Below are 26,524 nucleotides of genomic sequence, written 5' to 3'. Positions count from 1 at the left end.
ATACGAAACTGGCGATCGTCCGAAGAAAATGCATGGATTTGCAGTAGAATTCAATACGGCATTCACTCTGATCCTGAATGGGGATCCAGAGCTTTGGGCGATTGTGCTGCTTTCCCTGAAAGTTTCCGTTTTTGCCGTCCTGATTTCTGCACTGATTGGCATGCCTGTTGGCGCCGCGCTGGCTGTTGCACGCTTTCCGGGGCGGCGGGTTTTGATCATTCTTATGAACGCGCTGATGGGGTTCCCGCCGGTGGTCGTAGGCCTGCTGGTCTATCTGATGTTGTCGCGATCCGGGCCTTTAGGTGTGCTTGAACTGCTCTACACACCGACCGCGATGATCATCGCGCAAGTGGTCCTGGTGACGCCCATCGTCGCTGCATTGACCCGGCAGGTGGTCGAGATGCTGGCCGAGGAATACTCGGAACAGCTCCGCTCGCTCGGCGTGTCGCGGCTGGCCTCTGTACCGGTACTGCTGTGGGATGCGCGGTTGGCGCTGGTTACGGCCTTGCTGGCCGGATTTGGCCGGGCCATTGCCGAGGTTGGGGCGGTCATAATCGTTGGCGGAAACATCAATCACGTGACGCGGGTGATGACGACGACCATCGCGCTGGAAACGTCCAAGGGAAATCTTGCGCTGGCCCTGGCGCTCGGCGCGATCCTGATCGGTATTGCCATAGCGGTGAACGCCATGGTCAGCACGCTTAGCCTGCGGGCTGAGAGAGAAGGATTGCGCCATGCGTGATCTGGTCTCGGAAATGGCGCGGCGTATCACCGTTAACGGATTGCAGATTGCGCGTAATGGCACCGCATTGCTGGACGTTCCGCACCTGACATTGAGCGGGCCGGGGCCGACCTTAATCCTTGGACCGAACGGCGCGGGCAAAAGCCTGTTGCTGCGGTGCCTGCATGGGCTGATTGCGCCGGACAAAGGGTACGTGGAGCAAGATGGAGTTCCTTTGAATGCTGATCACAAGGCCCGGCAGGCGATGGTGTTTCAGCAACCCGTCTTGCTGCGCCGGTCCGTTGCAGCCAATCTGGATTTTGTCCTGAAACGGCAGGGCCTGCAGCGCGTTGCTCGCAAGACGCGTATTGCTGATTTGCTGGCCCAAGGCGGGCTTGATGGCAAAGCACGGCAAGCGGCCAGATCGCTGTCGGGAGGTGAGGCGCAGCGGCTGGCCATCCTGCGCGCGCTGGCGCTGGACCCGGATACCTTGTTTCTGGACGAACCGACCAGCGCGCTGGACCCCGGCGCCACTCAGGTGATTGAGCGGATGATCCTGCGCGCATCAGAAGGGGGGGTGCGCATTGTCATGGTGACCCATGACATCGGTCAGGCGCGCCGGCTGGCATCGGATGTCGTCATGATGCAGGGCGGTCATGTGGTTGAACATGGCGATGCGCGTCAGGTATTGGACGATCCCAAAAGTGATGCCTCGCGCAAGTATCTTGCGGGCGGATTGGTGACATAATAATAAATCTGGAGTTTAGAATGATCCGGAATTTCATTCGGGCAGCATTGGTTTCACTTGGCTTGTTTTCAGGTCCGGCCTTGGCCGAAGAACCATTTATTGTGGTGCAATCAACGACCTCGACCCAAAATTCGGGACTGTTGGATTACATCCTTCCTTGGTTCGAGGCGGAAACCGGGATCGACGTGCGCGTTGTTGCTGTGGGCACCGGGCAGGCGATCCGTAACGCAATCAATGGGGATGGTGACGTTCTTTTGGTCCATGCAAAGGCCGACGAGGAGCAGTTTGTCGAAGACGGCTGGGGCGTTGAACGATTTGACGTGATGTATAATGACTTCGTTCTTGTCGGTCCCAAATCAGACCCGGCCAAGGTGAAGGGCGGATCGGATATCGTGGCCGCTTTGACCGCGGTATCTGAGGCCGAAGTCCCCTTTGCATCACGCGGGGACGACAGCGGGACCCATAAGGCCGAAATGCGCCACTGGAACGACGCCGGAGTAGATCCTGCTGCGGCATCGGGTACGTGGTACAGGGAAACCGGTTCAGGCATGGGCGCGACGTTGAACGTGGCCAGTGGCATGGATGCTTATACCCTGACGGATCGTGCGACGTGGGAGTCCTTTGGCAACCGAGGAAACCTTGAGGTGTTGGTCGAAGGTGATCCGCGCTTGTTCAACCAATACGGCGTCATTCTGGTGAACCCTGAAAAACATGCGGGTGTACGGGCGGCGGCTGGCCAACGGTTCATCGACTGGTTGATCGGTCCGGACGGGCAGGCAGCCATCGAGGCCTTTGAGTTGAACGGTCAGCAGCTGTTTTTTCCGAACGCGAAATAAGGGATCACCCGCTGGCGCCGTTGTGGTGGATCGTTCCCAGACCGGACAGGTCGTAACCACCAAATTCATCGGCGCGGGTCAGGAACCGGTCGGACTGCACAAAGCTGAGCAATTTCAGCATCGGGTCATCGAAATAGGCTCGACGCCAAATCGCCAGGTCCAGGCGTTCGGTATGCGTCGGAACAAACTCCAGATCGTACAGCCCAGCCAATGCGCCTAGTCCGAACCCGACCTCGGCCTTGTTGTCATGCAGGGCAATGGCTAACTCTTCTTCTGTGCGGGCGCAGGTGGGAAGGGTTTCCAGATCGTTGCGGGTTATTTCGTGGGCCTCAAGCTGTGCGTCGAACAACCGCTGGCTGGCCGCGCTGTCCTGACGCAAGATGACACGACGGCCTTTTAGCTGCGCAAAACCCTGAATATCCGACGCGCCCGGTGCCAGCAACAACCCACGCTCCCGCTGCGCGACTTCGAACAGAACGACCGGGGCCTCACCCAAAGCGTCTTTCAGGGTCTGGGTGTTGAAACCGCCATCCTCATGAATATGTAGCGCTGCCGCCTGCGCGTTGCGGTCTTTCAGGCGGGTCAGTCCATCGAATGAGCCATCATAATAGGTCGCCAACCCCGAACCACTTTCGCGCAGCGCCCAGTCCAGCAGCGGATCATGGCTGCCTGCGACAATCGGGGGCAGAGGCGGCTCGGCCACATGCGGACCAGATCGTGATGCGTTGAGCCAGGCGATCACCTCGGCTCGTGGGAACAGCAGTTTGCCCATGGCGCGTACGCAAGGCACCTCACCCGATGAGGCAAGATCATAGGCCTTACGCTCGCCAATGCGCAGCAGATCGGCCAGTTCCTTGGTGGTCAGATATTCGGACATTCAGTCGAGACGCACAGCCGAGCTAGTGCCGGCATCCGCAGCACTGAAACCGATCTGTTGCAGCGTAAAAGGCGCGGCGACAGTGATCACCGCCATTACGGCGACAGCAGCAAGAAAGGCTTTCATAGGTCTCCTCCGGCTCAATTTTCTGGCGCCGTAGCACGGCGCAGAAAGGCGATAAGGTCGTCCCTGTCCCTGAGTTCGGTGATCCGTTGCATCGGCATCTTCGACCCCGGAATGAAATGGTCCGGCCCTTCGTCAAACAGAGCGTTTATCGTTTCTTCATTCCAAATGATATCAGAGTCTTGCAGCGTGTCCGAGTAAAAATATCCCGCAAGCGTACCGGCCTTGCGCCCGAACACACCATGCAGCGTTGGACCCGCGCGCCGTTGCCCGTCGGGTGTCAGGCTGTGGCAAATCGAACATTTGCGCGCAAACTGGCGTTCCCCGTTTTCCATTTCTTCAGGGTCCTTCAAAAAGCTGGGCTCTGCCGCGGCCATCTGTTCCTGATCGCCAAGCGAGGCGACCGGCCAGCTGTACATGGCCTCGTCAATGCCGCCGGCATGCAGGTTTTGACCATCCGGCGAGAAGGCCAGCGCCCAGACCGGGCCGCGTAAGGTGGCCCTGAAATCCTGCGCGATACGCCATTCGACCGTGTCGATCACCATGATATAGCCTTCGCCATCTCCGACAGCCAGCATGCTGCGATCCGGGCTAAGCGCCAATGCAAGGATCGGTCGGCGTTCCAAGGTGAAATCACGCTCATCACCGGTTGTCAGGTCAAGGATGCGGGTGACACCGTCGACTGCGCCATAAGCAATCCAGTTGTCCTGCTCGTTCAGCACCAGTTCGTTGATACCAAAGCCATGTTCCACGAATCGGTTGGTTTCCTGCCCGCTGGCGATGTCCCATATGCGCAATGACCCGTCGATGCTTGCGGAATAGAGCTGTGAACCATCGGTCGAGAATTCGACGGCGTTTATGCCACTGCCAATGGGGCCAAGGATCGACGACGCCGAACCGTCAACCGGCCATAGACCGATTGTGCCGTCCCAACTGGCCGTTGCCACGTGGGTTTTGGATGCGGCCACGCCCACGATCTTGCCTTTGTGCTGACCTACAACCTGACCTCCGGGCCACCGGCGCAGAGTGAAGTCATCTCCTGCCGAATAGATGGCGGTGCCGTTAAAAACGACCGAATTGACGGCGGCTTCGTGGCCTTCCAACCATTTTGGGGATTGATCCGTCCAAACACCGACCGAGTTGTCAAAGCTGGCCGTGGCGATCCGGCCATCGGGTGCTGTGGCGATCCCCATGATGGGTCCGCCGTGGCCCTTGAGTGTAAAGAACTCGGCCATTGCGGGCAGGGGCATCAACGCCAGAGCCAGAACCAACTTGCGCATTTATTCGGCGGGCGAGGCCGCCCCTTCGCTGGCCTCTTTTGCCTGCACCTCTTCCAGCCACAGCGAGTGATGCTCGCGGGCCCATTGCTCTTCCACCTCGCCGGTTCCCATGGCGTCAAACGCACCTTCCATGCCGACCGATCCCAAATAGATGTGGGCAAGAATGATCGCGATGAACGCATAGGCGACCATAACGTGCCAGATCTGGGCGTATTGCATCTCTTCCTGCGGGGACATCTGCACGGGCAGGTTCAGGCCCAGCATCTGCGGAATACCAGTCGAATTCGCGATTGAGAAAGTCTTGGCAAACAGTGGCATTTCGAATGGGAACAGCAACGACAGACCGGACAGGCTGATCGAGACGCCCAGCAGAATACAGAGCCAGAATATGATCTTTTGCCCGGCGTTGAATTTCTTGGCGGGTGGGTGGCTGCCTTTGGTGAACAATCCGCCCCCAGCAGCCAGCCATTTCAGGTCGGTGCGGTTCGGGATGTTGTTAGAAATCCAGTTCACGGTCACGATGATCAGCCCTAGCATAAAGGCCCAAGCCAGGTTGTTGTGCAGCCATTTGCAGCCCTGGGCAATTGCCGCGAACCCTTCCTTGCCGAAGATTGGGATCAGGAAATCACGGCCATACAAAGTCAACAGGCCGGTGATGCCCAGGATCAGGAAGGACCCGGCAAACAACCAGTGCCCGAACCGCTCGATCCCGTTGAATCGCAGAATCTTCCGCCCGGTCTTTTCACCATCAATCTTGATCTTTCCGCGGATCAGGAAAAACAGCAGCAACAGAACAAGCATACCGCCGATGATGTAAGATCCGTATTCACGCAAAGGACCGGTGCGAAAATTCAGCCACCACATGCCGCCGTCCTGGATCAGTACAGTTGCGGCCGGTCCATGAGAAGACACGGTCACTTCTGCCGAGCCGTAGCGAAGTGCGCGATAGACATCGCTGTCCGAGGCAATTCCGCGCGTGCCCAACTGGCCAAGCAGGCCTTCGGCGTTACTTTGGCCGGTATTGTCCGAGCGATAGCTGTCATCCACCTTTTCGCCTCGCTGGCGCGCCATGATATCCTCAAGCGTAGTCGCGCCACCAGTCGCCGTCCTGTCGGCAGGTGCGGCGGCTTCGGTTTCACTTGATTGGGCGATGGCGGTTTGGGCCATCGAAAATGTCAGCAGCAATACGGCGAGTAAGCGGATCATCTGAGCCTCGGTCAAAATCCCTGTTCAGACGACCCACGAAAGTGGGTCGTCTGTTTGGTTCATGAAGACGGATTTAGCCGTCTTTCTGGTCGTAGGCTGTGCCCCAACCCCATGCGCCCGAGCCAAACCCGCGCGCCACGACGCGCTCACGGTAGATGGCGGACACAACATCGCCGTCACCGGCGAGCAGGGCCTTGGTGGAACACATCTCGGCGCAGATGGGCAGTTTGCCCTCAGCGATCCGGTTGCGACCATACTTTGCGAACTCTGCGGTCGAGTTGTTTTCTTCAGGACCACCGGCGCAGAAGGTACATTTGTCCATCTTGCCACGTGATCCGAAGTTGCCCGCCTGCGGGTATTGCGGCGCGCCGAACGGGCACGCATAGAAGCAATAACCGCAGCCAATGCACAGGTCCTTGGAGTGCAGGACGACGCCTTCTTCGTTCTGATAGAAGCAGTCGACCGGGCACACCGCCATGCAAGGCGCATCCGAGCAATGCATACAGGCCACCGAGATCGAGCGTTCGCCCGGGTTGCCGTCATTGATTGTCACCACCCTGCGGCGGTTGATGCCCCAAGGCACCTCGTGCTCGTTCTTGCACGCGGTTACGCAGGCGTTGCACTCGATGCAGCGTTCAGCGTCGCAGAGAAACTTTGCTCTAGCCATTATCGTTCTCCTTACGCTGCCGAGATCTTGCAGAGAGTACACTTGGTCTCTTGCATCTGGGTTACTGAATCATAGCCATAGGTCTGGGCGGTGTTGGAACTTTCACCCAAGACATAGGGGTCGGCACCAGCAGGGTATTTTTTCCGCTGGTCTTCGCCCTGAAAATGGCCGCCAAAGTGGAACGGCATGAAGGCCACGCCGGCACCGACCCTGTTGGTCAGCATCGCCATCACCTTGACCTTGCCGCCCTCGGGACCTTCGACCCAGACCTGTGCCCCGTCACGAATGCCCAGATTGTTGGCATCGCGCGGATTGATCTCGACGAACATGTCTTGCTGCAGCTCGGCCAGCCACGGGTTCGACCGTGACTCATCGCCGCCGCCCTCATACTCGACCAGACGACCAGACGTTAGGATTATCGGATAATCCTTTGAAAAGTCGTTCTTTTGGATCGATGCATAGAGCGTGGGTAGGCGATAGGCCTGACGGTCCTCGTAGGTCGGATAGTCCTCTACCAGATCGCGACGCGGAGTATACAACGGCTCGCGATGGATTGGGATCGGATCCGGGAAGGTCCAGACAACCGCGCGGGCCTTGGCGTTCCCGAAGGGCGCACAGCCATGCTCGATCGCGACCCGCTGGATGCCGCCGGAAAGGTCGGTCTTCCAGTTGGTCTCTGGTCCCGCAACGGCGTCGATGGCCGCGCGTTCCTCAGCCGTTAGATCGCCATCCCAGCCAAGGTCCATCAGCATCTGCATCGTAAATTCAGGGTATCCATCCTGAATTTCCGACCCGACACTATAGACCCCTTCGGCCAGCAGGTTGTCACCGTCGCGTTCCACACCGAAACGGGCGCGGAAGGTCAGGCCGCCTTCGGCCACCGGTTTGGACATGTCATAGAGGTTTGGTGTCCCCGTATGACCCATCTCAGCCGTTCCCCAGCAAGGCCAGGGTAGACCGTAATACTCTCCGTCGTTGGGTCCACCAATGGCCTGCAGCGTGGTTCTGTCGAACGTGTGCTGGTTGGCCATGTGGCTTTTCAGACGTTCCGGTGACTGACCAGTATATCCGATGGTCCAGAGGCCCGAGTTGAACTCACGCGTGATGCTTTCAACATTCGGGGTTTCGGGATCTTCCATCTCGATATTGCGGAATAGCCGATCTGCCCATCCAAACTTGTTGGCGAACTTGGCCATGATGACCTCGTCCGGCAGACTTTCGAACAGCGGTTCCACAACCTTGTCACGCCACTGCAGCGAGCGGTTCGATGCCGTGACCGAGCCGCGGGTTTCGAACTGCGTACAGGCGGGCAACAGGTAGACGCCATCAGTGCGATCATGCAGAACGGCCGAGACGGTGGGATACGGGTCGATCACGACCAGCATGTCCAGCTTCTCCATCGCCGTCTTCATTTCCGTCATCCGGGTCTGCGAGTTGGGCGCGTGGCCCCACAGCACCATGGCACGGACGTTGTTGTCCTGATCCATGTTTGCCGGGTCTTCCAGAACACCATCGATCCAGCGGGAGACCGGGATGCCGCGCTCGTTCTGAAGCGGTTTGTCCTTGCCTTCCTTGTCCTTGATCGTGGCGAACTGGCCCGCCAGCCATTCGGGTTCTTCACCCCAGACACGTGCCCAGTGACCCCATGCACCTTTTGACAGGCCATAATAGCCGGGCAGGGTGTGGGACAGAACCCCAAGGTCCGTTGCGCCCTGAACATTGTCATGGCCGCGGAAGATGTTGGTGCCACCACCCGAGGTGCCCATGTTGCCAAGCGCAAGCTGTAGCACGCAGTAGGCGCGGGTGTTGTTATTGCCGTTGGTGTGCTGCGTACCACCCATACACCAGATCACCGTACCGGGACGGTTGTTGGCCATGGTGCGTGCAACACGCTTTAGCTGCGAACCGGGGGTGCCGGTGACGCGCTCGACCTCATCCGGGTTCCACTTGGCAACCTCTTCACGGATCTGATCCATGCCCCAGACACGGGTGCGGATGAACTCTTTGTCCTCCCATCCGTTGTCGAAGATGTGCCACAGAATACCCCAGACCAAGGCGACGTCTGTACCAGGACGGAAGCGGACATATTCATCCGCATGCGCCGCGGTGCGCGTAAAGCGCGGGTCGCAGACAATCAGTGGCGCGTTGTTCTGCTCTTTCGCGCGCAGAACATGCAACAGCGAGACGGGGTGCGCCTCGGCTGGGTTGCCGCCGATGATGAAGATGGCCCGAGAATTATGGATGTCGTTATACGAATTGGTCATGGCGCCGTAGCCCCATGTGTTCGCAACACCCGCAACAGTGGTCGAGTGGCAGATACGGGCCTGATGGTCCACGTTGTTCGTGCCCCAATAGGCGGCGAACTTGCGGAACAGGTAGGCCTGTTCGTTGTTATGTTTCGCAGAACCCAGCCAATAGACGCTGTCCGGCCCGGATTCCTCGCGGATGCTCATCATGCCGTCGCCGATCTCGTTGATCGCCTCTTCCCAGCTGATGCGCTTCCACTCTCCGCCTTCCTTCTTCATCGGATACTTAAGGCGACGCTCGCCATGGGCATGCTCGCGAACTGCCGCCCCCTTGGCGCAATGTCCGCCCAGATTGAACGGGCTATCCCAACCGGGCTCTTGCCCGATCCAGACGCCGTTCTGCACTTCGGCGACGACGGTACAGCCGACCGAGCAGTGGGTGCATATGGATTTGATATTTTCGACGGCCTGATTGGCCGCTGTCTGGGCACTGGCTGGCGTCACGGTTCCACCCGTGGCGCTGATCGCGGCAAGGCCGCCGATCGTCAGGCCCGAGCCACGCAGGAATGCGCGGCGATCGACGGTTTTCTCGCCGACCTGGGACAGGATACTTGTCCGCTGGGGGCGTCTCGCAACCCCGTTGGTCTTTTTCCTAAGCATTTGTTTCCTCCCTTGCGCGCCGTGTGAGCCACGGCTGGCTTGGTACTGCTGGTGCCGACGTCAGGGCCAATCGCAACCGTCAGTCGGGTGTGACCTCGTCCGGGTTAGAGCCGGGCGCTGTCGTCGCGCTAGAAGCGTGCGCTTTTCAAGTATGCGCGCGTGTGCGCGGTATCCTGAATGCGGGTCTCATCCGTAGGCAGCTCGGCTGCCTCGGCTTTTCCGCTCAGGCTGGCGGCGGCAACGGCAGCGGGCGCTGCGGTTCCAGCCAGTTTGAGGAAGTCGCGGCGCGTTGCGCCTTCTTCCTTGGTCTTGCTCATGGGTTTCTCCTCTCCCATTTGCGAGTTAGCACCCCTTGGGGCGCTGGTGAGTGACAGCGCTTCACGCTGCCGTCATTCGGAAGGCTTCGCGCTCGATCTCCATGAAGACCCGACCGGCTGTGCCGATCGAGGCATAGAGAACAGAGTTTTCGGCGCCTTCCAAATCCGAATAAAAATGCATGGCCCAAGGGCCGATATGTTTGTTCCAGAATGCCCTCTGGTCTTCCAAAGATGCAGCTGCGCCGAAGCGACCAACGATCATGCCCGCCATCATCTCCATCAATGAGGCGATGTTGTCTTCCGGTTCAAAGACATTCCGGGATCGGGTAATGCCACGCATTGCCATGTCGTTGCGAAGCTGCGCCAGCGGTTTCTCATTCAGGAATCCAGTAAGGTAGAAGCTGGCGTAGGGCAGCAGTTCGCCGCGTCCCAACCCGATGAACAGCGCGTTGAATTCACGTTCCGCTGCGGCGGGCTTGGTCACTTTGGCGACGCGGGCCATGGCCTGAATGGCCTGTCCAAGATCGGTGCCGTCGCCAGTCAGACCGGCCACCTGATCCAGCAGCATCTGATCGGGCGGCGCAGACAGAAGCAGCCCCAGAAAGTTGTAGAAATCCGCGCGCATGCGATCCTCTGCCGAGACATTCATCTGTTGCGCTTCACTTGCGGTCATCAGGTTATCCTTCGAATTCAAATTTCATGCGGCGTGGGGCAGGGGTGACCTCAGCCTCCTCAGGCAGGTCCGGCGCTATGTCCACCTCAGCCACCAGAACGGGCCCTGGTGTCGCGGTTTCGGGTGACGCAGTGTCGTCCTGCGGTTCATCCGGTTCAATTGTTTCGTCCGTCTCGCTGTCTTCGGCCTCAGCGGCCAGCGCCTCGACATGTGCAAGCATACCTTTGCCAACTTGATACGCTGTCTGAATGTTTTCGATCACGCAGGCGGCGTCGGTATAATCCTCGCCGTAGTCCACAAGGCCATCGACATTGGCCAGAACCGGGTTCAGCCGCCACAGCCGTCGCAAGGCACGACGGCGCAGACGGTCAGGCACCGCCTTGGCCATAAAGCCCGAGACGTCATCGCCCGCCTGCAATTCGTCAGGGTCGGGCAAGTTGAGTTCATTTAGAATCTCCGCATCGGATTTATCTTCCAGTTCGGCGTGTTGGGCAGCAATGCTCTGTTCTTCAATCGCGATGACTTCGGCTTCGGCTTCGGCCTGTACTGCCGCTTTGCGGCGGGACCAGAAATCGCGGGCTTGGGTCACTGCACGATCCTCCGCGGGGCGCGGTACACGTCTGACTCTTGCCGGATGCGTGCGTCCCCCTTGCCGTCTTCGACCAGATCGATCCGCTTTTTGTCTCGGCGACGTTTCACAAAGACTTCGTCGTTATGATGTTCCAGAGCGAAGTCCCGCACCCAGGCGATCAACCCATCGGTCATCGGAATTTTCTCAACGATCTCTTCACCGGTATCCGCGTAGTCCTGGCCTTCGAAAGGCGACGCGGTAACCAGAACTGCATCCATTGGCCTTTCACCATCCAGTGCATCACGAAGAACAAGGTAGATCGACGGTTGGCCGTCCGACAGGTTCACCATATAGGCTTCGGTCTCGTCCGCCCAAAGGGTCAGGGGCAGGGTCGCTGCGTGGTACTCAATGGCCTCGCCTTCGCGCCGCATTTCGTGCCAGTCCGCGGGCCCGGCACCGGGCAGCACGGCGATGGCGCGCCAATTCCATTTCGCCCAGCGGGTTACACCGGGTGTTTTGCGCACGACGACGCCGATTGGCATTTCAATCTGGCTTGCGGCCTTGGCCACTGGCTCCTCCCCGGAAGGCTCTCCCATGCCCTCCCATAAGTCCACTATGGTACACAAAGCGCTCAGGTGCCAAGCCCGCGTCGTACGACCTTAGTCGTAATGGCTGGTAGCAAAATAGTGATCCCCGCAAACGGACGCCTTTGTTTATTGTAAAGAAAGGGGATTCCGTGGCCAAATGGCCAGCTGTCCCAAAGGGTTTACATTCCAGCAACGGGGATACAGCCTGCGATGCGAAGAGGTGGAGAAGTATCCGGGGGAGGATCATGGGCACCAAACTACTTTTATGCGACTGCGCCGGGTCTCAACCTCTGAATTCCGACAAGATCGGTTCGGCCTGCGAGATAGAATGTTCTAAGGTTTTTACAGCGCTTTGCACGCGAGAGTTGGAAGCGGCGGCCGCGGAGCTACAACAGGGGGACACCATCATTGCCTGCGGACAAGAGCAGGAAGTGTTTCAGGCCTTGGCCGAAGAACTGAATGTGGACGCCCCGGGCTTTGTTGATCTTCGTGACAGGGCCGGGTGGTCTGATGAGGGCGCGGATGCGGCCCCCAAGATGGCCGCCCTGGCCGCCGAAGCCTTGTTGCCGCAGCCGGTAACGCCCAGTGTAGACGTCTACAGCGAAGGCACATGCCTGATAATCGGTCCCGGCGATGTCGCATTTGCGCTTGCTGAAAAACTGGCCGTTACACTGGCGGTTACGGTACTGGTCACGGATGAGGCCGAGCCTATGTCGCGCTCGTTCGACGTCGTGCGTGGGCGCATCAAATCGCTGAACGGTGCGTTGGGTGGGTTTACTATGCGGCTTGAGGCGTTTCAGCAGCTTGAGCCCGGCGGTCGCGGAGCTTTTATGTGGACAGAGGCACGTGACAGGGCACAATCGGGCTGTGACATCGTTCTGGACCTGACCGGCGACACACCCTTGGTTCAGGCCCCGGCCAAACGCGAAGGCTATCTGCGGGCTGATCCCAAAGATCCATTGTCCGTTGAACGGCTGGCGTTTAAGGCGGCCCAATTGGTCGGCACCTTCGAAAAGCCACTTTATGTGCGGATGGAAGAAACGCTGTGTGCCCATTCTCGGGCAGAACAGGTCGCTTGCACGAACTGTCTGGATATCTGCCCGACAGGGGCGATCACACCCGCAGGTGAGCATGTGGAAATCGACCCCATGATCTGCGCCGGGTGCGGAGAATGCGCGGCAGTGTGTCCATCGACCGCAATAACCTACGAAGATCCGCCGGTTTCGGCGTTGCTGTCACGGATGCACATCCTGGCGCGCACCTATCGGCGGGCCGGTGGAACCGCGCCGCGCTTGTTGGTGCATAATGCCCACGGGGCCGAGATGATCCGACTGGCGGCCCGTTTTGGACGTGGGTTGCCTGCCGATGTGATTCCGCTGGAGCTGAGTGTGATTTCAGGCTTTGGACATGCCGAGATGCTGGCTGCTTTGGCGCATGGTTTTGCGCGTGTGGACGTCTTGCTATCCCCAACGACTGAGCGGGATGCGTTGGACCGTGAACTGGCCTTGGCGCTGACAATTGCAGGGCCGAATGCCTTGGGGTTGGTGGATGAGGCCGACCCGGATGCGCTGTCTGATGTCCTTTATGCGCAAGATGTCCCTCAGCCTTTGGCCGACCCGGTGCTGCCATTGGGCAACCGCCGCCAGATCGCCCGTTTGGCTGCGCAGGCACTGAATCCCAAAGCTGAAAAGCCGCTGGCCTTGCCGGAAAACGCGCCCTATGGGGCGATCGCTGTCAACACGGATGCCTGTACTTTGTGCCTCAGCTGTGTGTCGCTGTGCCCGTCGGGTGCTTTGATCGATAACCCGGACAAGCCGCAATTGAACTTCCAGCAGGATGCTTGTCTGCAGTGCGGGTTGTGCAAAGGCATCTGCCCGGAAGACGCGATTGCTCTTGTCCCGCAGCTTGACCTGAGCGATTCAGCCCTGTCTCAGCAGGTGCTGAATGAAGAGGAGCCGTTTGCTTGTGTAGAATGTGGGGCACTGTTCGGAGTTAAGTCCACCGTGGAACGGATCATGGAAAAGCTTGCCGGTACACATCCGATGTTTGCCTCCTCGGACAAGGCGCGGATGATCCAGATGTGTGACAATTGCCGCGTGAACGCACAGTTCCAGCAAGAGGACAACCCGTTCCAGTCTAACCCGAAACCTCGTGTCGTTACGACCGAGGATTATTTCTCAAAACGAAAGGATCACTGAAGCTGTAACGGTGCGCCCAAGTCCGCTGCGGTAATGACCGAGACAAAGGCAAGGATGGCTTCCAGATCGTCCAGCGTCATCTCGACGGGATAGATGGGCGATGGACGCTGTGGATCAAACGGAGGTGTCAGCCCGTCAATCTGTGTGAACGAGGGGTGCGGGTTGAGGGCGAAGAACGCCTCAAATCTCTCCGACCAGTCCGGCATGGCGCGCAGCACCGCGAAAGAGGGGGTCGAACCCAGACCATTCATCCGGTTTTTAGGTCCGATCACATGGCACCGGCCGCAATGGGTCATCGACAATTCCTCGCCGCGCAGCGTATCGCCGTCGATCACTGTTTCGGTTTCCACGGCCGCGATATCGAAACTGGCCGAGAAAGGCGTGCCTTGCTCTGGCGCATAGCTTTCAACCGTCCGCTTTCCGATATCGGACAGCAGCCAGTCGCGGAATCGCTCATGTTTGACGTCCTCTTCGATCCGAAGGTGATAGATCACACCGTCGCGTGCGAACACAGGATCACCCGGAGGCGCGGTTTCCAGCACCAAAACGCCGGCATCATCTGCAATAACCCGGATCCCGGTCTTGAGAGAAAAGCGAGGAAGGATATGTTGCAGCAGACCAGAGTCAGCAACCTCGTCCGGCGCGGCAAGACCAATCGCCTCTTGCGACCAAGAGGGGGTGGCAGAGAGCGTCAGGCTCAGGCACAAGAGGACAAAGCGCATGCCACAGCCTAACGGCACGGCACCAAATGCGTCAAATGAACTGAATGAGACGGAGACACGTGCAATGAACGGCAACCACAGCTTGTCGATACGCAGAGCCCTGACCACCGGGTTCCAAAAGGAGAATGACGCATGAGTGTTCGTGACGCAGTTCTTGCAAACCTGAGAAAGATCACCGACCCCGTCTCTGGACAGGACATCGTCAGCGCTGGAGTTGTTCGCGCGCTGAACGTCGAAGGGGACACGGTGCGCTTTGTGCTGGAGATCGACCCCAAGCAGGCCGAGCAAATGGAACCCGTCCGTGCCGCAGCCGAACAGGCCGCGCAGTTGGTCGACGGTGTTTCCACGGTCTCGGCCATGCTGACCGCGCATTCTGAAAAGGCACCGCCGGATCTGAAGCCCAAGCCAAAACCTTCCCAGACCGGGCCGCAGGCCGTGCCGGGTGTCGACAGGATTATTGCTGTGGCTTCAGGCAAGGGCGGCGTTGGCAAGTCCACCGTTTCCGCAAACCTGGCTTGTGCCTTGGCAGCTGAAGGGCGGCGCGTTGGTCTGCTGGATGCGGATGTTTATGGGCCGTCGCAACCCCGGATGCTGGGTGTTTCGGGCCGTCCAGCCAGTCCCGACGGCAAAACGATCCTGCCATTGCGCAACCACGGCGTCACCATGATGTCGATGGGTCTGATGACCAATGAAGGGCAGGCCGTTGTCTGGCGTGGCCCGATGCTGATGGGCGCGCTGCAACAGATGATTGGTCAGGTGCAATGGGGGGCGCTGGATGTTCTAATCGTCGACCTGCCGCCCGGCACCGGTGACGTGCAGTTGACGTTGAGCCAGAAGTTCAACGTGGACGGTGCCATTGTTGTCTCGACCCCTCAGGACGTGGCTCTGATCGATGCCCGCAAGGGGATCGACATGTTCAACCAGCTCAAGACGCCCATCCTTGGGATGATTGAGAATATGTCGACGCATATCTGTTCGAACTGCGGGCATGAAGAACACTTGTTCGGCCATGGCGGCGTAAAGTCCGAGGCCGAGGCGCTGGGCGTTCCTTTGCTGGGTGAAATCCCGCTGCATCTGGATATCCGGGTTGCCGCTGATGGCGGTGCACCGATCGTGGTCAGCAAGCCCGACAGTCCGCAAGCCGAAGCGTTTCGCCAAATTGCGCGCGGCATGATTGCCCAGGGCAACGCATGAACGAGCCGGTCTTTCCCCCTTTGCTGACGGGCCACCCGGTGCAGGGTGGGGAAGACCCGTTCGAGCGCGCGCAGGCCATGGCTGCGCTGGGCTGTGATGGCGGTACCGTGGTTTATAACATTCAGGCCGATCGTCTGCGTGTGGCCATCGTTTTTGCCCCCGAGGTTGTCTTGCGCGATGCGATGGCAATGGTGCCGCTTTGCGCTGTTGGGTTCCAGAACGCGCTGGGCGCGCTAGCTCCGCCTGAGGTCGCGGTTCATCTGGGGTGGGACGGGCTGATATGTGTGAATGGGGCCAAATGCGGAATGTTCCGTGCGGCAGCTTCGGATGCAGATCCAGAAGCAGAACCGGATTGGCTGATCGTCGGTTGGGATTTGGCGCTGCTGCAAACCAGTCAGGCACCGGGCGAAAACCCGGATGTCACCGCACTTTACGACGAGGGCTGCGCGGATGTCTCGGCAACGCAGCTTGTCGAAAGCTGGTCGCGGCACATGATGACATGGCTGAACCGCTGGCAAGAGGACGGCAACGCGCCTGTGCACGGAGAATGGATAGGCCTGCTGCGCGGAGTGGGAGAGCCCTTCGGTGAAGCGGGCGTGTTTCTGGGAACGGATGAACGGTTCGGCATGCTGATCCGGCAAGGTTCAGATACACAGCTTCACCCGCTGACGGAATTGTTGGAGAACGGATGATGAAACTAGCGCGCGCAATCCATTTCGACGAAAGCGACATGAATGTGTTCCACTCCCCGGCGCGAACCGGGGAATGGTGCATTTCGGGCGGATTCGAGTTCTCAAATTGGGGCGAAGGCGATCTTGAAGGCAAAGCGCGTCAGGCTTTTGCGAATGGCTGGTTAGGCGTGGAAACCTTTGGGCGGGTGACATTCGTCGCGGTCACGCAGGTGGAACAGGGCGAGCTGGATCAGATCGCGCAGAGCCTTGCTGAACACTTTGTGCAGCTTTACGGGGCACCGTCGGTCGAGGCCGCCATGGACGTCGCACGGGCCGAGATCGCCCACATGTCCGAGCTGTGTGATGAGCATAACCCAAACACGCTGCTGACCGTCTCGCGTGAGCTGTCAGACGCCGGAGTGCGTGAGGCTTTCCGTGTGATCACGCCGCAAGAGACTCAGCTAGAGGCTCTGGCCGTACATGGGTCATTGGACGAATAACCGTCAGATCAGATCCGCAAAGCCGCCAAATTGACCGCGCTTAAAGATCAAACCTTTGCCGGTGCGGTACATGACCTTTTGAACCTCACCAACAATGATCAGGTGATCCCCCGCATCGTGTTGGGCGTGCACCTGACAATCGAACCGCGCCAGACAACCGGATAATTGGGGCCGGCGCGCCGGGTCGTGGGCCCATTCCGCGTGCGAAAAATCCTTGCCGTCGCGAGCAAAGCGCAGGGCCTGTTCCTGTTGATCCTGTCCCATCACGTGGATCGAATAATGTCGGCTGGTGTTGAAATCGTCGAACCGGTTAGAGTCTTTGGCCAAGCACCACAAAACAAGTGGCGGGTCCAGCGATACCGACGCGAACGAGTTGACCGTAATGGCTCGAGGGCCCTGATCGGTGTTCGTGGTGATCACCGTCACACCGGTTCCGAAACACCCCAACGCTTCGCGAAAAGCGGTGCTTTGATCCGGGGTTGGAGTGAATTGTTTTTCCGTCATTGCGCGCTAATCCCGTGGCCGTGCCTCAGGTGCCACGACGCGCGGGGTTTGTCCATGAAAAGCTGCGTCCGGTATGCGTGTTTTCTGAACTAGTTCAGGTCTTCCAACAGACGGCCATGTTGGCGCGTTGCCTCAACGACTAGGCCAAAGGTTGTCATGCCGCGCGCCTGCAGCATCGGTAGCATTCTGACCAGCGCTTCGGCGGTTGCGACGGCATCGCCCGAAGCGGTGTGGCGCAGATGTTCGGGGATGGTGATCTCCAACCGTTCGCACAGAGCATCCAGTGTGTGTTTGTCACTTGCCCCGAACAGCACAGCAGACAACAGAACGGTATCCAGAATGGGGTGATCCCAATCGACATCCATGCGTTTTGCATGTCGCCGCAAAAAGGCCATGTCGAATGGCGCGTTATGGGCCACGATCACTGCATCGCGGGCAAACTGATGCAGCGCGCGCCCGGCATCGGCGATGCCCGGCGCACCCTGAACCATGCGATCACTGATCTTGTGTACCTTGGTCGAGGCCGGAGGGATCGGGATGCCTGGATCAACCAATGTGTCCAATTGCTCTCCGTCCACGATGCGCCCGTTGACAACCCGTACAGCTCCGATCTGAACGATTTCGTCCTTGTGTGGCAGCAGTCCGGTGGTTTCGGTGTCAAACACGACGAAACACAAATCTTGTAGAGCTAGGTTTTCGAAGGTCTCATCCGTCGACGTGTTCAACAAGTCGAAGTCATACACCAAAGGCCGTGCGGCTTCGGGTGCGATGTTCACGGCACTGTCCTCGAAGATCAGCATGTATCCGGGTGCGCTCCCAAGAGGTTTCATGCGCGTGCGGTAACTCTGCGTACCATCGACGCTGGTCAGCGCGCAGGCGACCTCCAGCCCGGTCTTCACCAGTTTGGAATGGGCCTCTTCCAGCAGGTCAGATTGCAGGTATTCAAACAACGAGGCATTCAGCCGGGGATGCGCAATCTGTGCCAGAACCTCGGCCGCCTGACCATCGTACAAAACGATCTTGTGTGTTGGGCTGGCCAACAGCATTGCAACTGGAATTTCGGTCAGTAAGGCCGTTAGACGGTGTTTTTCTGCCGCCAGATGTGCCGTTTCCTCAGCCACGGCCTGCGCCACGTCCATGGTTTTACCCGACAATTGGTCGGCCAGTCCGGCCGCGGCTGGTGCCAGATCACCCAGATATCGCGCGGCCTGTGTATCCAATTCGGTGCTGACCCCGGCATGCGCGCGGGCCCTAAGTTGGGCGGATATCCGTTCGATTGGCTTTGCAACATTGTCGTCGAACAATAACCAAACCGCCGCGGTCAAAGCCAGAAACCCAAAACCCATCAGGATTTCGGCAAAGATGAAGGAATCAAGCAGATCAGGATTAGCAACGCGCCGATAGCTGATCCATAGTGCTAGCGAGCTGACAGTCAGAGCGCCAAAGGCCAGCAGGCAGAAGAATAGGAAAATGCGCAGACGCAGGCTTAACCGGTTCAGCATGTCACACTCCGCAGGTTGCCTCGACAATTGGGTCACTTGCGGTGACGTCGATCCAGTCGGCGTTCAGCAGCCGCCCGTCATCCGCGAATTCTGCCCCATCCGCAAGGTTGGCGCGGCTGAACTCTTTGCAGTTGACCACGACCGGCAGTTTTGAGACCGGGGCCCAGCGACCAAAGAGATACAGTTCCACCAACCGTTGTTCGGGAACCTGTTCATTGGTGCGAACGGAACCGGCATCAATGGCGGCAAAGCGGTCTACGAAGGGCACAGCATAGGTCCAGGGGCGATAGAAGGCGCGACTTTCAACTTCTTGAATGACGGTCATACCTTCGGGAAGGGTATCGCGTGTGCGGTCGTACCAGGAATATTCACTGGTAATCGTCATGCCGATCATACCCAGACCAGCGGCAACGGGTGTCATCCAACGGGGCAGGCGGCCACCCGTCACTTTGTTCAGAACCATTACGATGCCGGCAAAGGCAAAGCCTGCAAATATGGTGCCAATCAGTTCCAGAAACATGTGACTCTCCGTATGTCTGGCATATTCGCCAATAGTTATCGCCGCCTTAGCCCAGCATTCCCTTGCCGTGACTTACTGCCGATTGCATGGTTTTTACCACAACGAACGCATCCCGAAGATGACTTCGCTCAAAATCCGACAGGTCTGAGGGCGGCAGGAAATTGTCCGGCTTTCGATCGCCCTTCACAAGCCTGACCTGATGCTCAAGGCGGGTTTCTGCGATCAGATCATACGCATCCAGCAAATCCCGCGCGCCCGAGGGGCTGAGGATGCCGCCAGATGCGGCTGCTTTCAGACGCGCCCGAGTATTGGCTTCGGTCAATTGACCCTGAAGGCTGTAGTTGCGCGCAAGATCGACGACGGGGACCACGCCATTGTGTTTGAGGTCCAGCGTATTGCGATGTTCACCAGACCGGATGGTCGCAAACCCGCGCAGCAGCCCTAGCGGAGGCGTGTGCTTAAGCGAGTTCGAAATCATGTGCGCCACAAAGATCGAGTTTGCGTTGGCCGCTGCCAGTGTCTCGGCCTGCAGATCGTCGAACAGGTGAAAGGCCCCGCCGATAGGGCGGAGGTCGAACATGACTGAGGCCAGCATCTGCGCCTCGGGGTTCGGTTTGGCGATCCATCCGTTGAAGTAGTCGCGCCAGACGCGCACCGGCTGACACCATCGTGGGTTGGTCGCCATCATGTCGCCCGGGCAATAGAAATATCCGCAGGTGTCCAGGCCATCCGAGACGTATTTGGCAAGCTCGGCGAAGTACTTCATATCGGCATCGGTCACGCTGTCGTCCAGCATCAGACAGTTGTCCTGATCGGATACTCCAGTTTGTTCTTGCCGCCCTTGCGACCCACAGGCCAACCACAGGTAGGGAACGGGTGCTGGGCCCAGCTTGTCCTCGGCCAAGGCCAACAGTCGGCGGGTTGCCGTGTCTGCAATATCCGTTATCAGCCGCGTCACGATCTCGTGCCGGTTTCCGGCAGCCACCAGTTGCACCAGAAGCTGCGGGATTTCAGCCGTCACCACCGCCATTTGATCCGCTGAGTCCGCTTGAGCGATCCGGCGGACAAGCTCTGCCGAATTCACCGCCTGATAATGGGTCAGGTCCGTCTGGGTCACAATTCCAACAAGGCGTCCGCCTTCGCTGATCGGGATATGACCGATCCCGCGTTCCATCATCACGTGCAGAACGTCCGATCCAATGTCAGATGGCGACAGGGTGATTGGGTTCGCTGTCATGATCGCTGACACCGGCGTCTCTGCGGGCATGCCATTGGCTACGTATTTGCCCGAGATGTCGCGCAAGGTGGCGATGCCCAGCAGGTTATCCGTTTCGGTGACGCACAAGGATGAAATGTGCTTGTCACGCATGATCCGGGCGGCTTCTTGAACTGATGTGTCCGGTGGACAGGTTGCAGGGTTATGCGCCATAAGAACGTCAATCGCGCTGGTGGCTAGGCTCTGCGGGCCGGACCGGTTCGAACGGGTCCGGTTGAAGAATTTCGAAACGACGTCATGCCCATCGATCAGCTCGCGCACCAGATCTGGCGGCAGGACCAAAAGAACCGACGGTGTATGCGCACGCGCCTTGGTCGCGGCCTTGCCGTCTTTCAGTAGCCCACGCTCACCAAACGAATTGCGCAGACCAAGATGAGATACCACGGCGTCGTTTTCATCAGTGATTTCGACGTGCCCCTCATAGATCACGAAAACACCGGGCAGAGTGTTCCCAAGTTCGTACACGGGAAAGTCTTCCTCGACCTCCCAAACCTCGATCTGATTGGCGATCTGATCCAGTGTTTCTGGGGGCAGGGCATCATAGGGGTGGACGGATTTCAGGAACCGGGTGATTTCGTCATGAGACAGGGGCATCGTCAAATCCTGGCTTTCCGGTTTTGAAAAATCCCGCCCGGCATAGTGCCGGGCGGGAGTAGTCGGTCGAAAGATGCGGCACGTGAAAAGGATCCATGCACCGTATCATACTCATTTATTCTGAGCTGCGCCTGCGCCACGGGGAATACGCACGCTTTCTACCAATTCCACGATCTCCGGCGGAGTCTCTTTGGTCATTCCGGCGACGACGTAAGCAACGCCGAAGTTGATCATTGCACCGATGGCGCCGAACGAGGTCGACTTGATCGGACCCAGAAGCGGATCAGCATCAGTGAACGAGTTGGTGCCCGGAATGAACAGCCAGCCCTTGTGCAGGAAGATGTAGACCAAAGTTACGGTCAGACCAGCCAGCATACCCGCGACAGCACCGGTGTTGTTGATGCGGGTCGAGAAGATCCCCATCATCAGCGCCGGGAAGATCGAGGCAGCCGCCAGACCAAACGCCAGGGCCACGGTTTGCGCCGCAAAGCCCGGTGGGTTCAGACCCAGATAGGTTGCAACAACGATGGCCACGGCCATGGCGATACGAGCAGCCAGAAGTTCTCCTTTTTCAGAGATTTGCGGGTTGATCGCACCTTTGACAAGGTCGTGGGATACCGCCGACGAGATCGCCAGCAACAGACCCGCAGCGGTCGACAGAGCGGCCGCAAGACCACCGGCAGCGACCAGACCGATCACCCAACCCGGCAGGTTGGCAATCTCGGGGTTGGCCAGAACCAGGATATCGCGGTTGAACTTGGTCAGCTCGTTACCGACCCAGCCTTTTTCTTCCGCAAGAGCCTGCATGTCGGCATTCTTGTCGTTGTAGTACTGGATTTTGCCGTCGCCGTTCTTGTCTTCCCAGTCCAGCAGGCCGGTTTTCTGCCACGTCTGCATCCAGTCATAGCGCGGATCATTGTCGATATCCTCGACCGAGACAGCGCCACCTTCGATGCCACCGTTGGGCCACATCATGTCGGTGATGTTCAGACGCGCCATTGCGCCAACCGCAGGGGCGGTCAGATACAGCAGAGCGATGAAGACCAGCGTCCAGCCAGCGGACCAGCGGGCGTCAGACACTTTCGGCACGGTGAAGAAGCGCATGATCACGTGGGGCAGACCGGCGGTGCCGATCATCAGCGACAGCGTGAACAGAACCATGTTCAGTGTGTTCGAGTGGTGGGCAGTGTATTCGTTAAAGCCCAACTCGGTCACGATCGCATCCAGCTTGGTCAGCAGAGGCTCACCGCTTGCGGTGTCGCTGAACAGACCCAGCGCCGGAACCGGCGTACCGGTCAGCTGCAGCGAGATGAAGATCGCCGGGATTGTGTAGGCGGTGATCAGTACGCAGTACTGAGCGACCTGAGTGTAGGTCACGCCTTTCATCCCACCGAACACTGCGTAAGCAAACACGACACAGGCACCGATCAGCAGACCGGAGGTGTTCGATACCTCGAGGAAACGGCCAAAGGCCACGCCCACACCGGTCATCTGACCAATAACATAAGTCACCGACGCAACGATCAGACAGATCACCGCAACGATACGCGCGGTCTGGCTGTAGAAACGGTCGCCGATGAATTCTGAGACAGTGTATTTGCCAAACTTACGCAGATAGGGCGCAAGTAGCAGTGCCAGCAGCACGTAACCGCCAGTCCAACCCATCAGGAAGGTCGAATTGTCATAGCCGGTAAAGGCAATCAGGCCCGCCATCGAGATGAACGAGGCCGCAGACATCCAGTCTGCCGCTGTTGCCATGCCGTTGGTGACCGGGTGAATGCCGCGACCGGCGGCGTAGAATTCCGATGTGGAACCCGCACGGGCCCAAATCGCGATGCCGATGTACAGCGCAAAGGACGCGCCGACAAAGAGCAGGTTAATGGTAAACTGGTCCATTCCGCTTACTCCTCATCCACGCCAAATTCGGCGTCCAACTTGTTCATGCGCCAAGCGTAGTTGAAGATCAGCACCAGAAAGACAAGGATTGATCCCTGCTGAGCGAACCAAAAGCCCAGATCGGTGCCGCCAACTGCAATGCCGGACAGCAATGGACGCAGCAGAATGCCGAATCCAAAAGACACCAGCGCCCAGATCACGAGGCTGATGTAGATGAGACGCAGGTTCGCCTGCCAATAGCCCTTGTCGGCCTCGGCAGTCTGCGCGGAGTGTGTTGATTGATCCGCCATTGCGGGTTCCTCCTTCGCTTCTTCCATGGGCGACCCGTTGTCCAAAACCTCCAACGCGCGGGGTCGCTTTTCGAAATGCCGAATGCCAGGGTGGCATCAGGCACGACTTCTCCGATCCGCCAAGGCGGGTACTTTGAAGTTTTCCTTTAGGAATTGGGCCCTTATTCAGGGCGGGCCGTCTTCCCTTAGTTCATGGCGTCGCTGACAATCCTTTCCAGATTGCCCGCGATGTCATCGATATTGCCCATGGCGTTCAGGCCTTTCAGAACGCCGTGGTCTTGGTAATAAGTAATCAAAGGCGCGGTTTGCGCGTGATACGCAGCCAGCCGCGAGGCGACGGTTTCGGCGTTGTCATCAGCACGGCGCTTGAACTCGGTGCTGCCGCACTTGTCACACTTGCCTTTAACAACAGGGACCTTGAACGTGTCATGGAACCCTTCGCCACATCCGGCGCAGGTGTAGCGGCCCGAGATACGGATAACCATTTCGCCGTCCTCAACCTCAAGACTGATGGCGGCGTTGATCTTCTGCCCGGTTTCCGACAGCAATCCGTCCAGCGCCTCGGCCTGAACCGTGGTGCGTGGAAAGCCGTCCAGAATGACGCCCTTGGCGCAATCCGGTTCAGCAAGACGGTCGCGCAAAATGGCAATGACGATCTCGTCGCTGACCAGATCGCCGGCTTCCATCACCGCCTTCGCGGCCTCGCCGGCCTCGGTCCCTGCGGCGACAGCCGCACGCAACAGGTCGCCAGTGCTGAGTTGTACCAGCCCGAACTTGTCCTCGAGCATACGAGCCTGTGTTCCCTTCCCGGCACCCGGAGGGCCGAGAAGGATCAAAACAGCGGGTGTAGTGATCGTGGCAGCGTCCATCACATCCTCACTTGTTTGCACGGTTTTCGATCAGGTCTTCGACCACCGATGGATCGGCGAGCGTGGACGTGTCACCTAATGCGCCAAAGTCGTTCTCGGCAATCTTGCGCAGGATACGGCGCATGATCTTACCCGAGCGGGTTTTGGGCAGACCAGGGGCCCACTGGATTACGTCGGGCGACGCAATCGGGCCGATCTCTGTTCGGACCCATGTACGCAGCTCTTTCAGCAGCTCATCCGACGGCTCACGGTCATTCATCAAGGTGACGTAGCAATAGATGCCTTGCCCTTTGATCTCATGGGGATATCCGACCACGGCGGCCTCGGCTACAGCGGCATGCGCTACAAGCGCGCTTTCGACTTCGGCGGTCCCCATGCGGTGGCCCGAGACGTTGATTACGTCATCCACACGACCGGTGATCCAGTAATCACCATCCTCGTCACGACGGCAGCCATCACCGGTGAAGTAGTAACCTTTGTAGTCCGAGAAATAGGTCTTTTCGAACCGCTCATGGTCGCCCCAAACAGTACGCATCTGACCAGGCCAGCTGTCTTTGATGCACAGAACACCTTCGACGCCGTTGCCGTTGATCTCGACGCCTGACTGCGGATCCAGAACCACGGGCTGAATGCCGAAGAATGGCTTCATGGCAGCACCCGGTTTCATCGCGTGTGCACCGGGAAGGGGGGTCATCAGGTGACCGCCGGTCTCGGTCTGCCACCACGTGTCAACGATGGGGCAATTTCCTTTGCCGACAACTTCATTGTACCAGTTCCAGGCTTCGGGGTTGATCGGTTCGCCCACGGTGCCCAGTAGTTTCAGGTCGCTTAGATCATGCTTCTCGACCCACTCGTTGCCTTGCCCCATCAACGCGCGGATTGCGGTTGGTGCGGTGTAGAACTGGTTGACCTTGTGCTTGGCGCACACCTCCCAGAAACGGCCCGCGTCGGGGTAGGTAGGGACACCTTCGAACATCAGTGTAGTCGCGCCGTTGGCAAGCGGGCCGTAGACGATATAGCTGTGGCCTGTGACCCAGCCCACGTCAGCAGTGCACCAATACACATCGCCCTCGTGGTAATCGAAGGTGATCTCATGGGTCAGCGATGCGAAAACCAGATAGCCGCCAGTGGTATGTACCACACCCTTGGGTTGTCCGGTCGAGCCGGAGGTGTAGAGGATGAACAGCGGGTCTTCTGCGCTCATCTCAGCGGGCGCGCAGTAGTCGTCCGCCTCAAGCGCCATTTCGTTATAGTCGTAGTCGCGGTCGGCAATCCATGTTGTCTGACCACCTGTGCGCTTGACCACCAGGCATTTAACTGTGTCTTTGCAGTGCAGAAGAGCAGCATCCGCATTGGATTTCAGCGCAGTCTTGCGGCCGCCTCGAGGGGCCTCGTCGGCGGTGATCACAACCTTTGCGTCGCAGCCATTGACGCGCGCCGCCAGAGCGTCTGGTGAGAAACCCGCAAAGACGATCGAATGGATCGCGCCAATTCGCGCGCAGGCCAGCATGGCATAGGCGGCCTCGGGGATCATCGGCATATAGATCACGACGCGGTCGCCTTTACGCACGCCCAGCGATTCCAGAATGTTTGCCATCCGGCAGGTCCGGCGGTGCAACTCAGCATAGGTGATGTGCTGCGCTTCGTCTTTTGGATCATCCGGTTCCCAAATGATCGCAGTTTGATCGCCGCGGGTTTTCAGATGGCGGTCCAGGCAGTTGGCCGAAACGTTCAGCGTGCCGTCTGCGTACCAGTTGATTCCAACCGAGCCGAAATCATAGTTTACATCTTTGACTTGTTTGTAGGGCTTGATCCAGTCGATCCGCTTGCCTTGTTCGTCCCAGAACGCGACGGGATCGTTGATCGAAGCCGCATACATCTCAGTGTATTTTTCAGCGTTAACATGCGTGCGGGCCACGGTTTCGGCGGACGGCGGAAAGGTATTGGCTTCTGCCTGGGCAGCGGTTGTCATTCTGAGGCTCCTCCCTCTGGATCATATTGAATCAGACCGATTTTGCCTGCTGAACTGGCGATGTCGATCTGTTTCCTCCTTGTGCGCAATAATACGGAGAGCTGAAAACAAGGAAATAAATTACCGATTTCTCACGATTAGTTTGTAAATTATTTTTTTTTCACGAGGTGATTTTGTAAATAAAGTGACTATCATTGGGAATAGTAGTTTTTTTACATAGCCTTGGGTGTAATGAAAATTTGTGTGGAAATAAGCCGCCCGATTACAACTAAATTGTATCTGAAACTCACCTTTCGGTTGTTAG

At 58.4% G+C, this 26,524-nt stretch carries 26 protein-coding genes; 7 read left to right on the top strand and 19 right to left on the bottom strand.

Annotated features, from left to right (window positions below):
* The first annotated feature begins 28 nt into the window (after positions 1-28).
* Genes DHN12_RS03325 through DHN12_RS03315 form a run of 3 tightly spaced genes read left to right on the top strand, consistent with a single transcriptional unit; the run spans position 29 to position 2,305 of the window.
* Positions 29-742, top strand: a complete 714-nt coding sequence (locus DHN12_RS03325; protein WP_108858855.1) for an ABC transporter permease — start codon at positions 29-31, stop codon at positions 740-742.
* On the top strand, positions 735-1,469 hold the full coding sequence (locus DHN12_RS03320; RefSeq protein ID WP_108858854.1) for an ATP-binding cassette domain-containing protein: 735 nt from the start codon (positions 735-737) through the stop codon (positions 1,467-1,469). Before DHN12_RS03325 ends, DHN12_RS03320 begins: the two co-directional genes overlap by 8 nt.
* A 20-nt stretch (positions 1,470-1,489) precedes the next feature.
* Complete coding sequence (locus tag DHN12_RS03315) at positions 1,490-2,305, top strand: substrate-binding domain-containing protein (protein ID WP_108858853.1); 816 nt, start codon at positions 1,490-1,492, stop codon at positions 2,303-2,305.
* A gap of 4 nt (positions 2,306-2,309) precedes the next feature.
* Here the strand turns inward: DHN12_RS03315 and DHN12_RS03310 are convergent, their stop codons facing one another.
* The 10 genes from DHN12_RS03310 to DHN12_RS03270 form a co-directional block, all read right to left on the bottom strand.
* Complete coding sequence (locus DHN12_RS03310) at positions 2,310-3,182, bottom strand: helix-turn-helix transcriptional regulator (RefSeq protein WP_108858852.1); 873 nt, start codon at positions 3,180-3,182, stop codon at positions 2,310-2,312.
* On the bottom strand, positions 3,183-3,308 hold the full coding sequence (locus DHN12_RS25055; protein WP_255415451.1) for a hypothetical protein: 126 nt from the start codon (positions 3,306-3,308) through the stop codon (positions 3,183-3,185).
* Between the two features lie 14 nt (positions 3,309-3,322).
* On the bottom strand, positions 3,323-4,585 hold the full coding sequence (locus DHN12_RS03305; RefSeq protein WP_108858851.1) for a c-type cytochrome: 1,263 nt from the start codon (positions 4,583-4,585) through the stop codon (positions 3,323-3,325).
* Positions 4,586-5,791 (bottom strand): formate dehydrogenase subunit gamma, encoded by a 1,206-nt coding sequence (locus tag DHN12_RS03300; RefSeq protein ID WP_108858850.1) that lies wholly within the window; start codon positions 5,789-5,791, stop codon positions 4,586-4,588.
* Between the two features lie 73 nt (positions 5,792-5,864).
* Entirely contained in the window at positions 5,865-6,458 is a 594-nt protein-coding gene (gene fdh3B, locus DHN12_RS03295) for a formate dehydrogenase FDH3 subunit beta (RefSeq protein WP_058273836.1), read from the bottom strand.
* An 11-nt stretch (positions 6,459-6,469) separates the two neighbouring features.
* Complete coding sequence (locus DHN12_RS03290; protein WP_108858849.1) at positions 6,470-9,364, bottom strand: formate dehydrogenase subunit alpha; 2,895 nt, start codon at positions 9,362-9,364, stop codon at positions 6,470-6,472.
* A gap of 128 nt (positions 9,365-9,492) precedes the next feature.
* Entirely contained in the window at positions 9,493-9,681 is a 189-nt protein-coding gene (locus tag DHN12_RS03285) for a ubiquinol-cytochrome c reductase iron-sulfur subunit N-terminal domain-containing protein (protein ID WP_108858848.1), read from the bottom strand.
* 61 nt (positions 9,682-9,742) lie between these two features.
* On the bottom strand, positions 9,743-10,354 hold the full coding sequence (locus DHN12_RS03280; RefSeq protein WP_108858847.1) for a molecular chaperone: 612 nt from the start codon (positions 10,352-10,354) through the stop codon (positions 9,743-9,745).
* A 4-nt stretch (positions 10,355-10,358) separates the two neighbouring features.
* Positions 10,359-10,943 (bottom strand): DUF3306 domain-containing protein, encoded by a 585-nt coding sequence (locus tag DHN12_RS03275; RefSeq protein WP_108858846.1) that lies wholly within the window; start codon positions 10,941-10,943, stop codon positions 10,359-10,361.
* On the bottom strand, positions 10,940-11,494 hold the full coding sequence (locus DHN12_RS03270) for a DUF3305 domain-containing protein (protein ID WP_082637104.1): 555 nt from the start codon (positions 11,492-11,494) through the stop codon (positions 10,940-10,942). Before DHN12_RS03270 ends, DHN12_RS03275 begins: the two co-directional genes overlap by 4 nt.
* A gap of 263 nt (positions 11,495-11,757) precedes the next feature.
* Here DHN12_RS03270 and DHN12_RS03265 point away from each other — a divergent pair, with 263 nt between their 5' ends.
* Positions 11,758-13,710, top strand: a complete 1,953-nt coding sequence (locus tag DHN12_RS03265) for a 4Fe-4S binding protein (RefSeq protein ID WP_108858845.1) — start codon at positions 11,758-11,760, stop codon at positions 13,708-13,710.
* Here the strand turns inward: DHN12_RS03265 and DHN12_RS03260 are convergent.
* Positions 13,704-14,432, bottom strand: a complete 729-nt coding sequence (locus DHN12_RS03260; protein ID WP_108859097.1) for a cytochrome c — start codon at positions 14,430-14,432, stop codon at positions 13,704-13,706. The genes DHN12_RS03265 and DHN12_RS03260 overlap by 7 nt on opposite strands.
* A gap of 132 nt (positions 14,433-14,564) precedes the next feature.
* Here DHN12_RS03260 and DHN12_RS03255 point away from each other — a divergent pair, with 132 nt between their 5' ends.
* From DHN12_RS03255 to DHN12_RS03245, 3 genes are read left to right on the top strand one after another with little or no spacing between them, the layout of a single operon-like run.
* Positions 14,565-15,626, top strand: a complete 1,062-nt coding sequence (locus tag DHN12_RS03255; RefSeq protein WP_108858844.1) for an Mrp/NBP35 family ATP-binding protein — start codon at positions 14,565-14,567, stop codon at positions 15,624-15,626.
* On the top strand, positions 15,623-16,318 hold the full coding sequence (locus tag DHN12_RS03250; protein ID WP_108858843.1) for a biotin/lipoate--protein ligase family protein: 696 nt from the start codon (positions 15,623-15,625) through the stop codon (positions 16,316-16,318). The genes DHN12_RS03255 and DHN12_RS03250 overlap by 4 nt, the downstream gene beginning before the upstream one ends.
* Positions 16,318-16,797 carry a DUF6505 family protein gene (locus tag DHN12_RS03245; protein ID WP_108859096.1) on the top strand — a complete coding sequence of 160 codons (480 nt, stop codon included), beginning with the start codon at positions 16,318-16,320 and terminating at the stop codon, positions 16,795-16,797. The genes DHN12_RS03250 and DHN12_RS03245 overlap by 1 nt, the downstream gene beginning before the upstream one ends.
* A 3-nt stretch (positions 16,798-16,800) precedes the next feature.
* On the opposite strand, the gene DHN12_RS03240 is transcribed toward DHN12_RS03245, so the two are convergent.
* The 8 genes from DHN12_RS03240 to acs form a co-directional block, all read right to left on the bottom strand.
* Entirely contained in the window at positions 16,801-17,301 is a 501-nt protein-coding gene (locus tag DHN12_RS03240; protein ID WP_058278169.1) for a flavin reductase family protein, read from the bottom strand.
* A gap of 89 nt (positions 17,302-17,390) precedes the next feature.
* Positions 17,391-18,803, bottom strand: a complete 1,413-nt coding sequence (locus DHN12_RS03235) for a 3'-5' exonuclease (protein WP_108858842.1) — start codon at positions 18,801-18,803, stop codon at positions 17,391-17,393.
* A gap of 1 nt (position 18,804) precedes the next feature.
* Entirely contained in the window at positions 18,805-19,323 is a 519-nt protein-coding gene (locus DHN12_RS03230) for a hypothetical protein (RefSeq protein WP_058277703.1), read from the bottom strand.
* 46 nt (positions 19,324-19,369) lie between these two features.
* Positions 19,370-21,193, bottom strand: a complete 1,824-nt coding sequence (locus DHN12_RS03225; RefSeq protein ID WP_108858841.1) for a DUF294 nucleotidyltransferase-like domain-containing protein — start codon at positions 21,191-21,193, stop codon at positions 19,370-19,372.
* 111 nt (positions 21,194-21,304) lie between these two features.
* The gene (locus tag DHN12_RS03220) at positions 21,305-23,089 is read right to left on the bottom strand and encodes a sodium:solute symporter family protein (RefSeq protein ID WP_058273825.1); all 1,785 of its coding nucleotides are present in this window, start codon (positions 23,087-23,089) and stop codon (positions 21,305-21,307) included.
* Positions 23,090-23,094: 5 nt separating this feature from the next.
* Positions 23,095-23,379: a DUF4212 domain-containing protein gene (locus tag DHN12_RS03215; protein ID WP_108859095.1), complete on the bottom strand. Its 285-nt coding sequence runs from the start codon at positions 23,377-23,379 to the stop codon at positions 23,095-23,097.
* A 185-nt stretch (positions 23,380-23,564) separates the two neighbouring features.
* Positions 23,565-24,248 (bottom strand): adenylate kinase, encoded by a 684-nt coding sequence (locus DHN12_RS03210; RefSeq protein WP_108858840.1) that lies wholly within the window; start codon positions 24,246-24,248, stop codon positions 23,565-23,567.
* Positions 24,249-24,255: 7 nt separating this feature from the next.
* Positions 24,256-26,220, bottom strand: coding sequence for an acetate--CoA ligase (gene acs / locus DHN12_RS03205; RefSeq protein WP_108858839.1), 1,965 nt, complete (start codon positions 26,218-26,220; stop codon positions 24,256-24,258).
* Between the last annotated feature and the right edge of the window lie 304 nt (positions 26,221-26,524).

Source organism: Ruegeria sp. Alg231-54 (genome assembly GCF_900143525.1).
Taxonomy (GTDB): Bacteria; Pseudomonadota; Alphaproteobacteria; order Rhodobacterales; family Rhodobacteraceae; genus Ruegeria.
Note: the sequence above shows the minus strand (reverse complement) of the source record. Positions and strands in the feature narration are given on the sequence as shown.

Bases quoted from the DNA above. Each gene is read 5' to 3' on its own strand.
- DHN12_RS03325 (WP_108858855.1), top strand. From the start codon at position 29: ATGCATGGATTTGCAGTAGAATTCAATACGGCATTCACTCTGATCCTG.
- DHN12_RS03320 (WP_108858854.1), top strand. From the start codon at position 735: ATGCGTGATCTGGTCTCGGAAATGGCGCGGCGTATCACCGTTAACGGA.
- DHN12_RS03315 (WP_108858853.1), top strand. From the start codon at position 1,490: ATGATCCGGAATTTCATTCGGGCAGCATTGGTTTCACTTGGCTTGTTT.
- DHN12_RS03310 (WP_108858852.1), bottom strand. From the start codon at position 3,182: ATGTCCGAATATCTGACCACCAAGGAACTGGCCGATCTGCTGCGCATT.
- DHN12_RS25055 (WP_255415451.1), bottom strand. From the start codon at position 3,308: ATGAAAGCCTTTCTTGCTGCTGTCGCCGTAATGGCGGTGATCACTGTC.
- DHN12_RS03305 (WP_108858851.1), bottom strand. From the start codon at position 4,585: ATGCGCAAGTTGGTTCTGGCTCTGGCGTTGATGCCCCTGCCCGCAATG.
- DHN12_RS03300 (WP_108858850.1), bottom strand. From the start codon at position 5,791: ATGATCCGCTTACTCGCCGTATTGCTGCTGACATTTTCGATGGCCCAA.
- fdh3B (WP_058273836.1), bottom strand. From the start codon at position 6,458: ATGGCTAGAGCAAAGTTTCTCTGCGACGCTGAACGCTGCATCGAGTGC.
- DHN12_RS03290 (WP_108858849.1), bottom strand. From the start codon at position 9,364: ATGCTTAGGAAAAAGACCAACGGGGTTGCGAGACGCCCCCAGCGGACA.
- DHN12_RS03285 (WP_108858848.1), bottom strand. From the start codon at position 9,681: ATGAGCAAGACCAAGGAAGAAGGCGCAACGCGCCGCGACTTCCTCAAA.
- DHN12_RS03280 (WP_108858847.1), bottom strand. From the start codon at position 10,354: ATGACCGCAAGTGAAGCGCAACAGATGAATGTCTCGGCAGAGGATCGC.
- DHN12_RS03265 (WP_108858845.1), top strand. From the start codon at position 11,758: ATGGGCACCAAACTACTTTTATGCGACTGCGCCGGGTCTCAACCTCTG.
- DHN12_RS03260 (WP_108859097.1), bottom strand. From the start codon at position 14,432: ATGCGCTTTGTCCTCTTGTGCCTGAGCCTGACGCTCTCTGCCACCCCC.
- DHN12_RS03255 (WP_108858844.1), top strand. From the start codon at position 14,565: ATGAGTGTTCGTGACGCAGTTCTTGCAAACCTGAGAAAGATCACCGAC.
- DHN12_RS03250 (WP_108858843.1), top strand. From the start codon at position 15,623: ATGAACGAGCCGGTCTTTCCCCCTTTGCTGACGGGCCACCCGGTGCAG.
- DHN12_RS03245 (WP_108859096.1), top strand. From the start codon at position 16,318: ATGAAACTAGCGCGCGCAATCCATTTCGACGAAAGCGACATGAATGTG.
- DHN12_RS03240 (WP_058278169.1), bottom strand. From the start codon at position 17,301: ATGACGGAAAAACAATTCACTCCAACCCCGGATCAAAGCACCGCTTTT.
- DHN12_RS03235 (WP_108858842.1), bottom strand. From the start codon at position 18,803: ATGCTGAACCGGTTAAGCCTGCGTCTGCGCATTTTCCTATTCTTCTGC.
- DHN12_RS03230 (WP_058277703.1), bottom strand. From the start codon at position 19,323: ATGTTTCTGGAACTGATTGGCACCATATTTGCAGGCTTTGCCTTTGCC.
- DHN12_RS03225 (WP_108858841.1), bottom strand. From the start codon at position 21,193: ATGCCCCTGTCTCATGACGAAATCACCCGGTTCCTGAAATCCGTCCAC.
- DHN12_RS03220 (WP_058273825.1), bottom strand. From the start codon at position 23,089: ATGGACCAGTTTACCATTAACCTGCTCTTTGTCGGCGCGTCCTTTGCG.
- DHN12_RS03215 (WP_108859095.1), bottom strand. From the start codon at position 23,379: ATGGCGGATCAATCAACACACTCCGCGCAGACTGCCGAGGCCGACAAG.
- DHN12_RS03210 (WP_108858840.1), bottom strand. From the start codon at position 24,248: ATGGACGCTGCCACGATCACTACACCCGCTGTTTTGATCCTTCTCGGC.
- acs (WP_108858839.1), bottom strand. From the start codon at position 26,220: ATGACAACCGCTGCCCAGGCAGAAGCCAATACCTTTCCGCCGTCCGCC.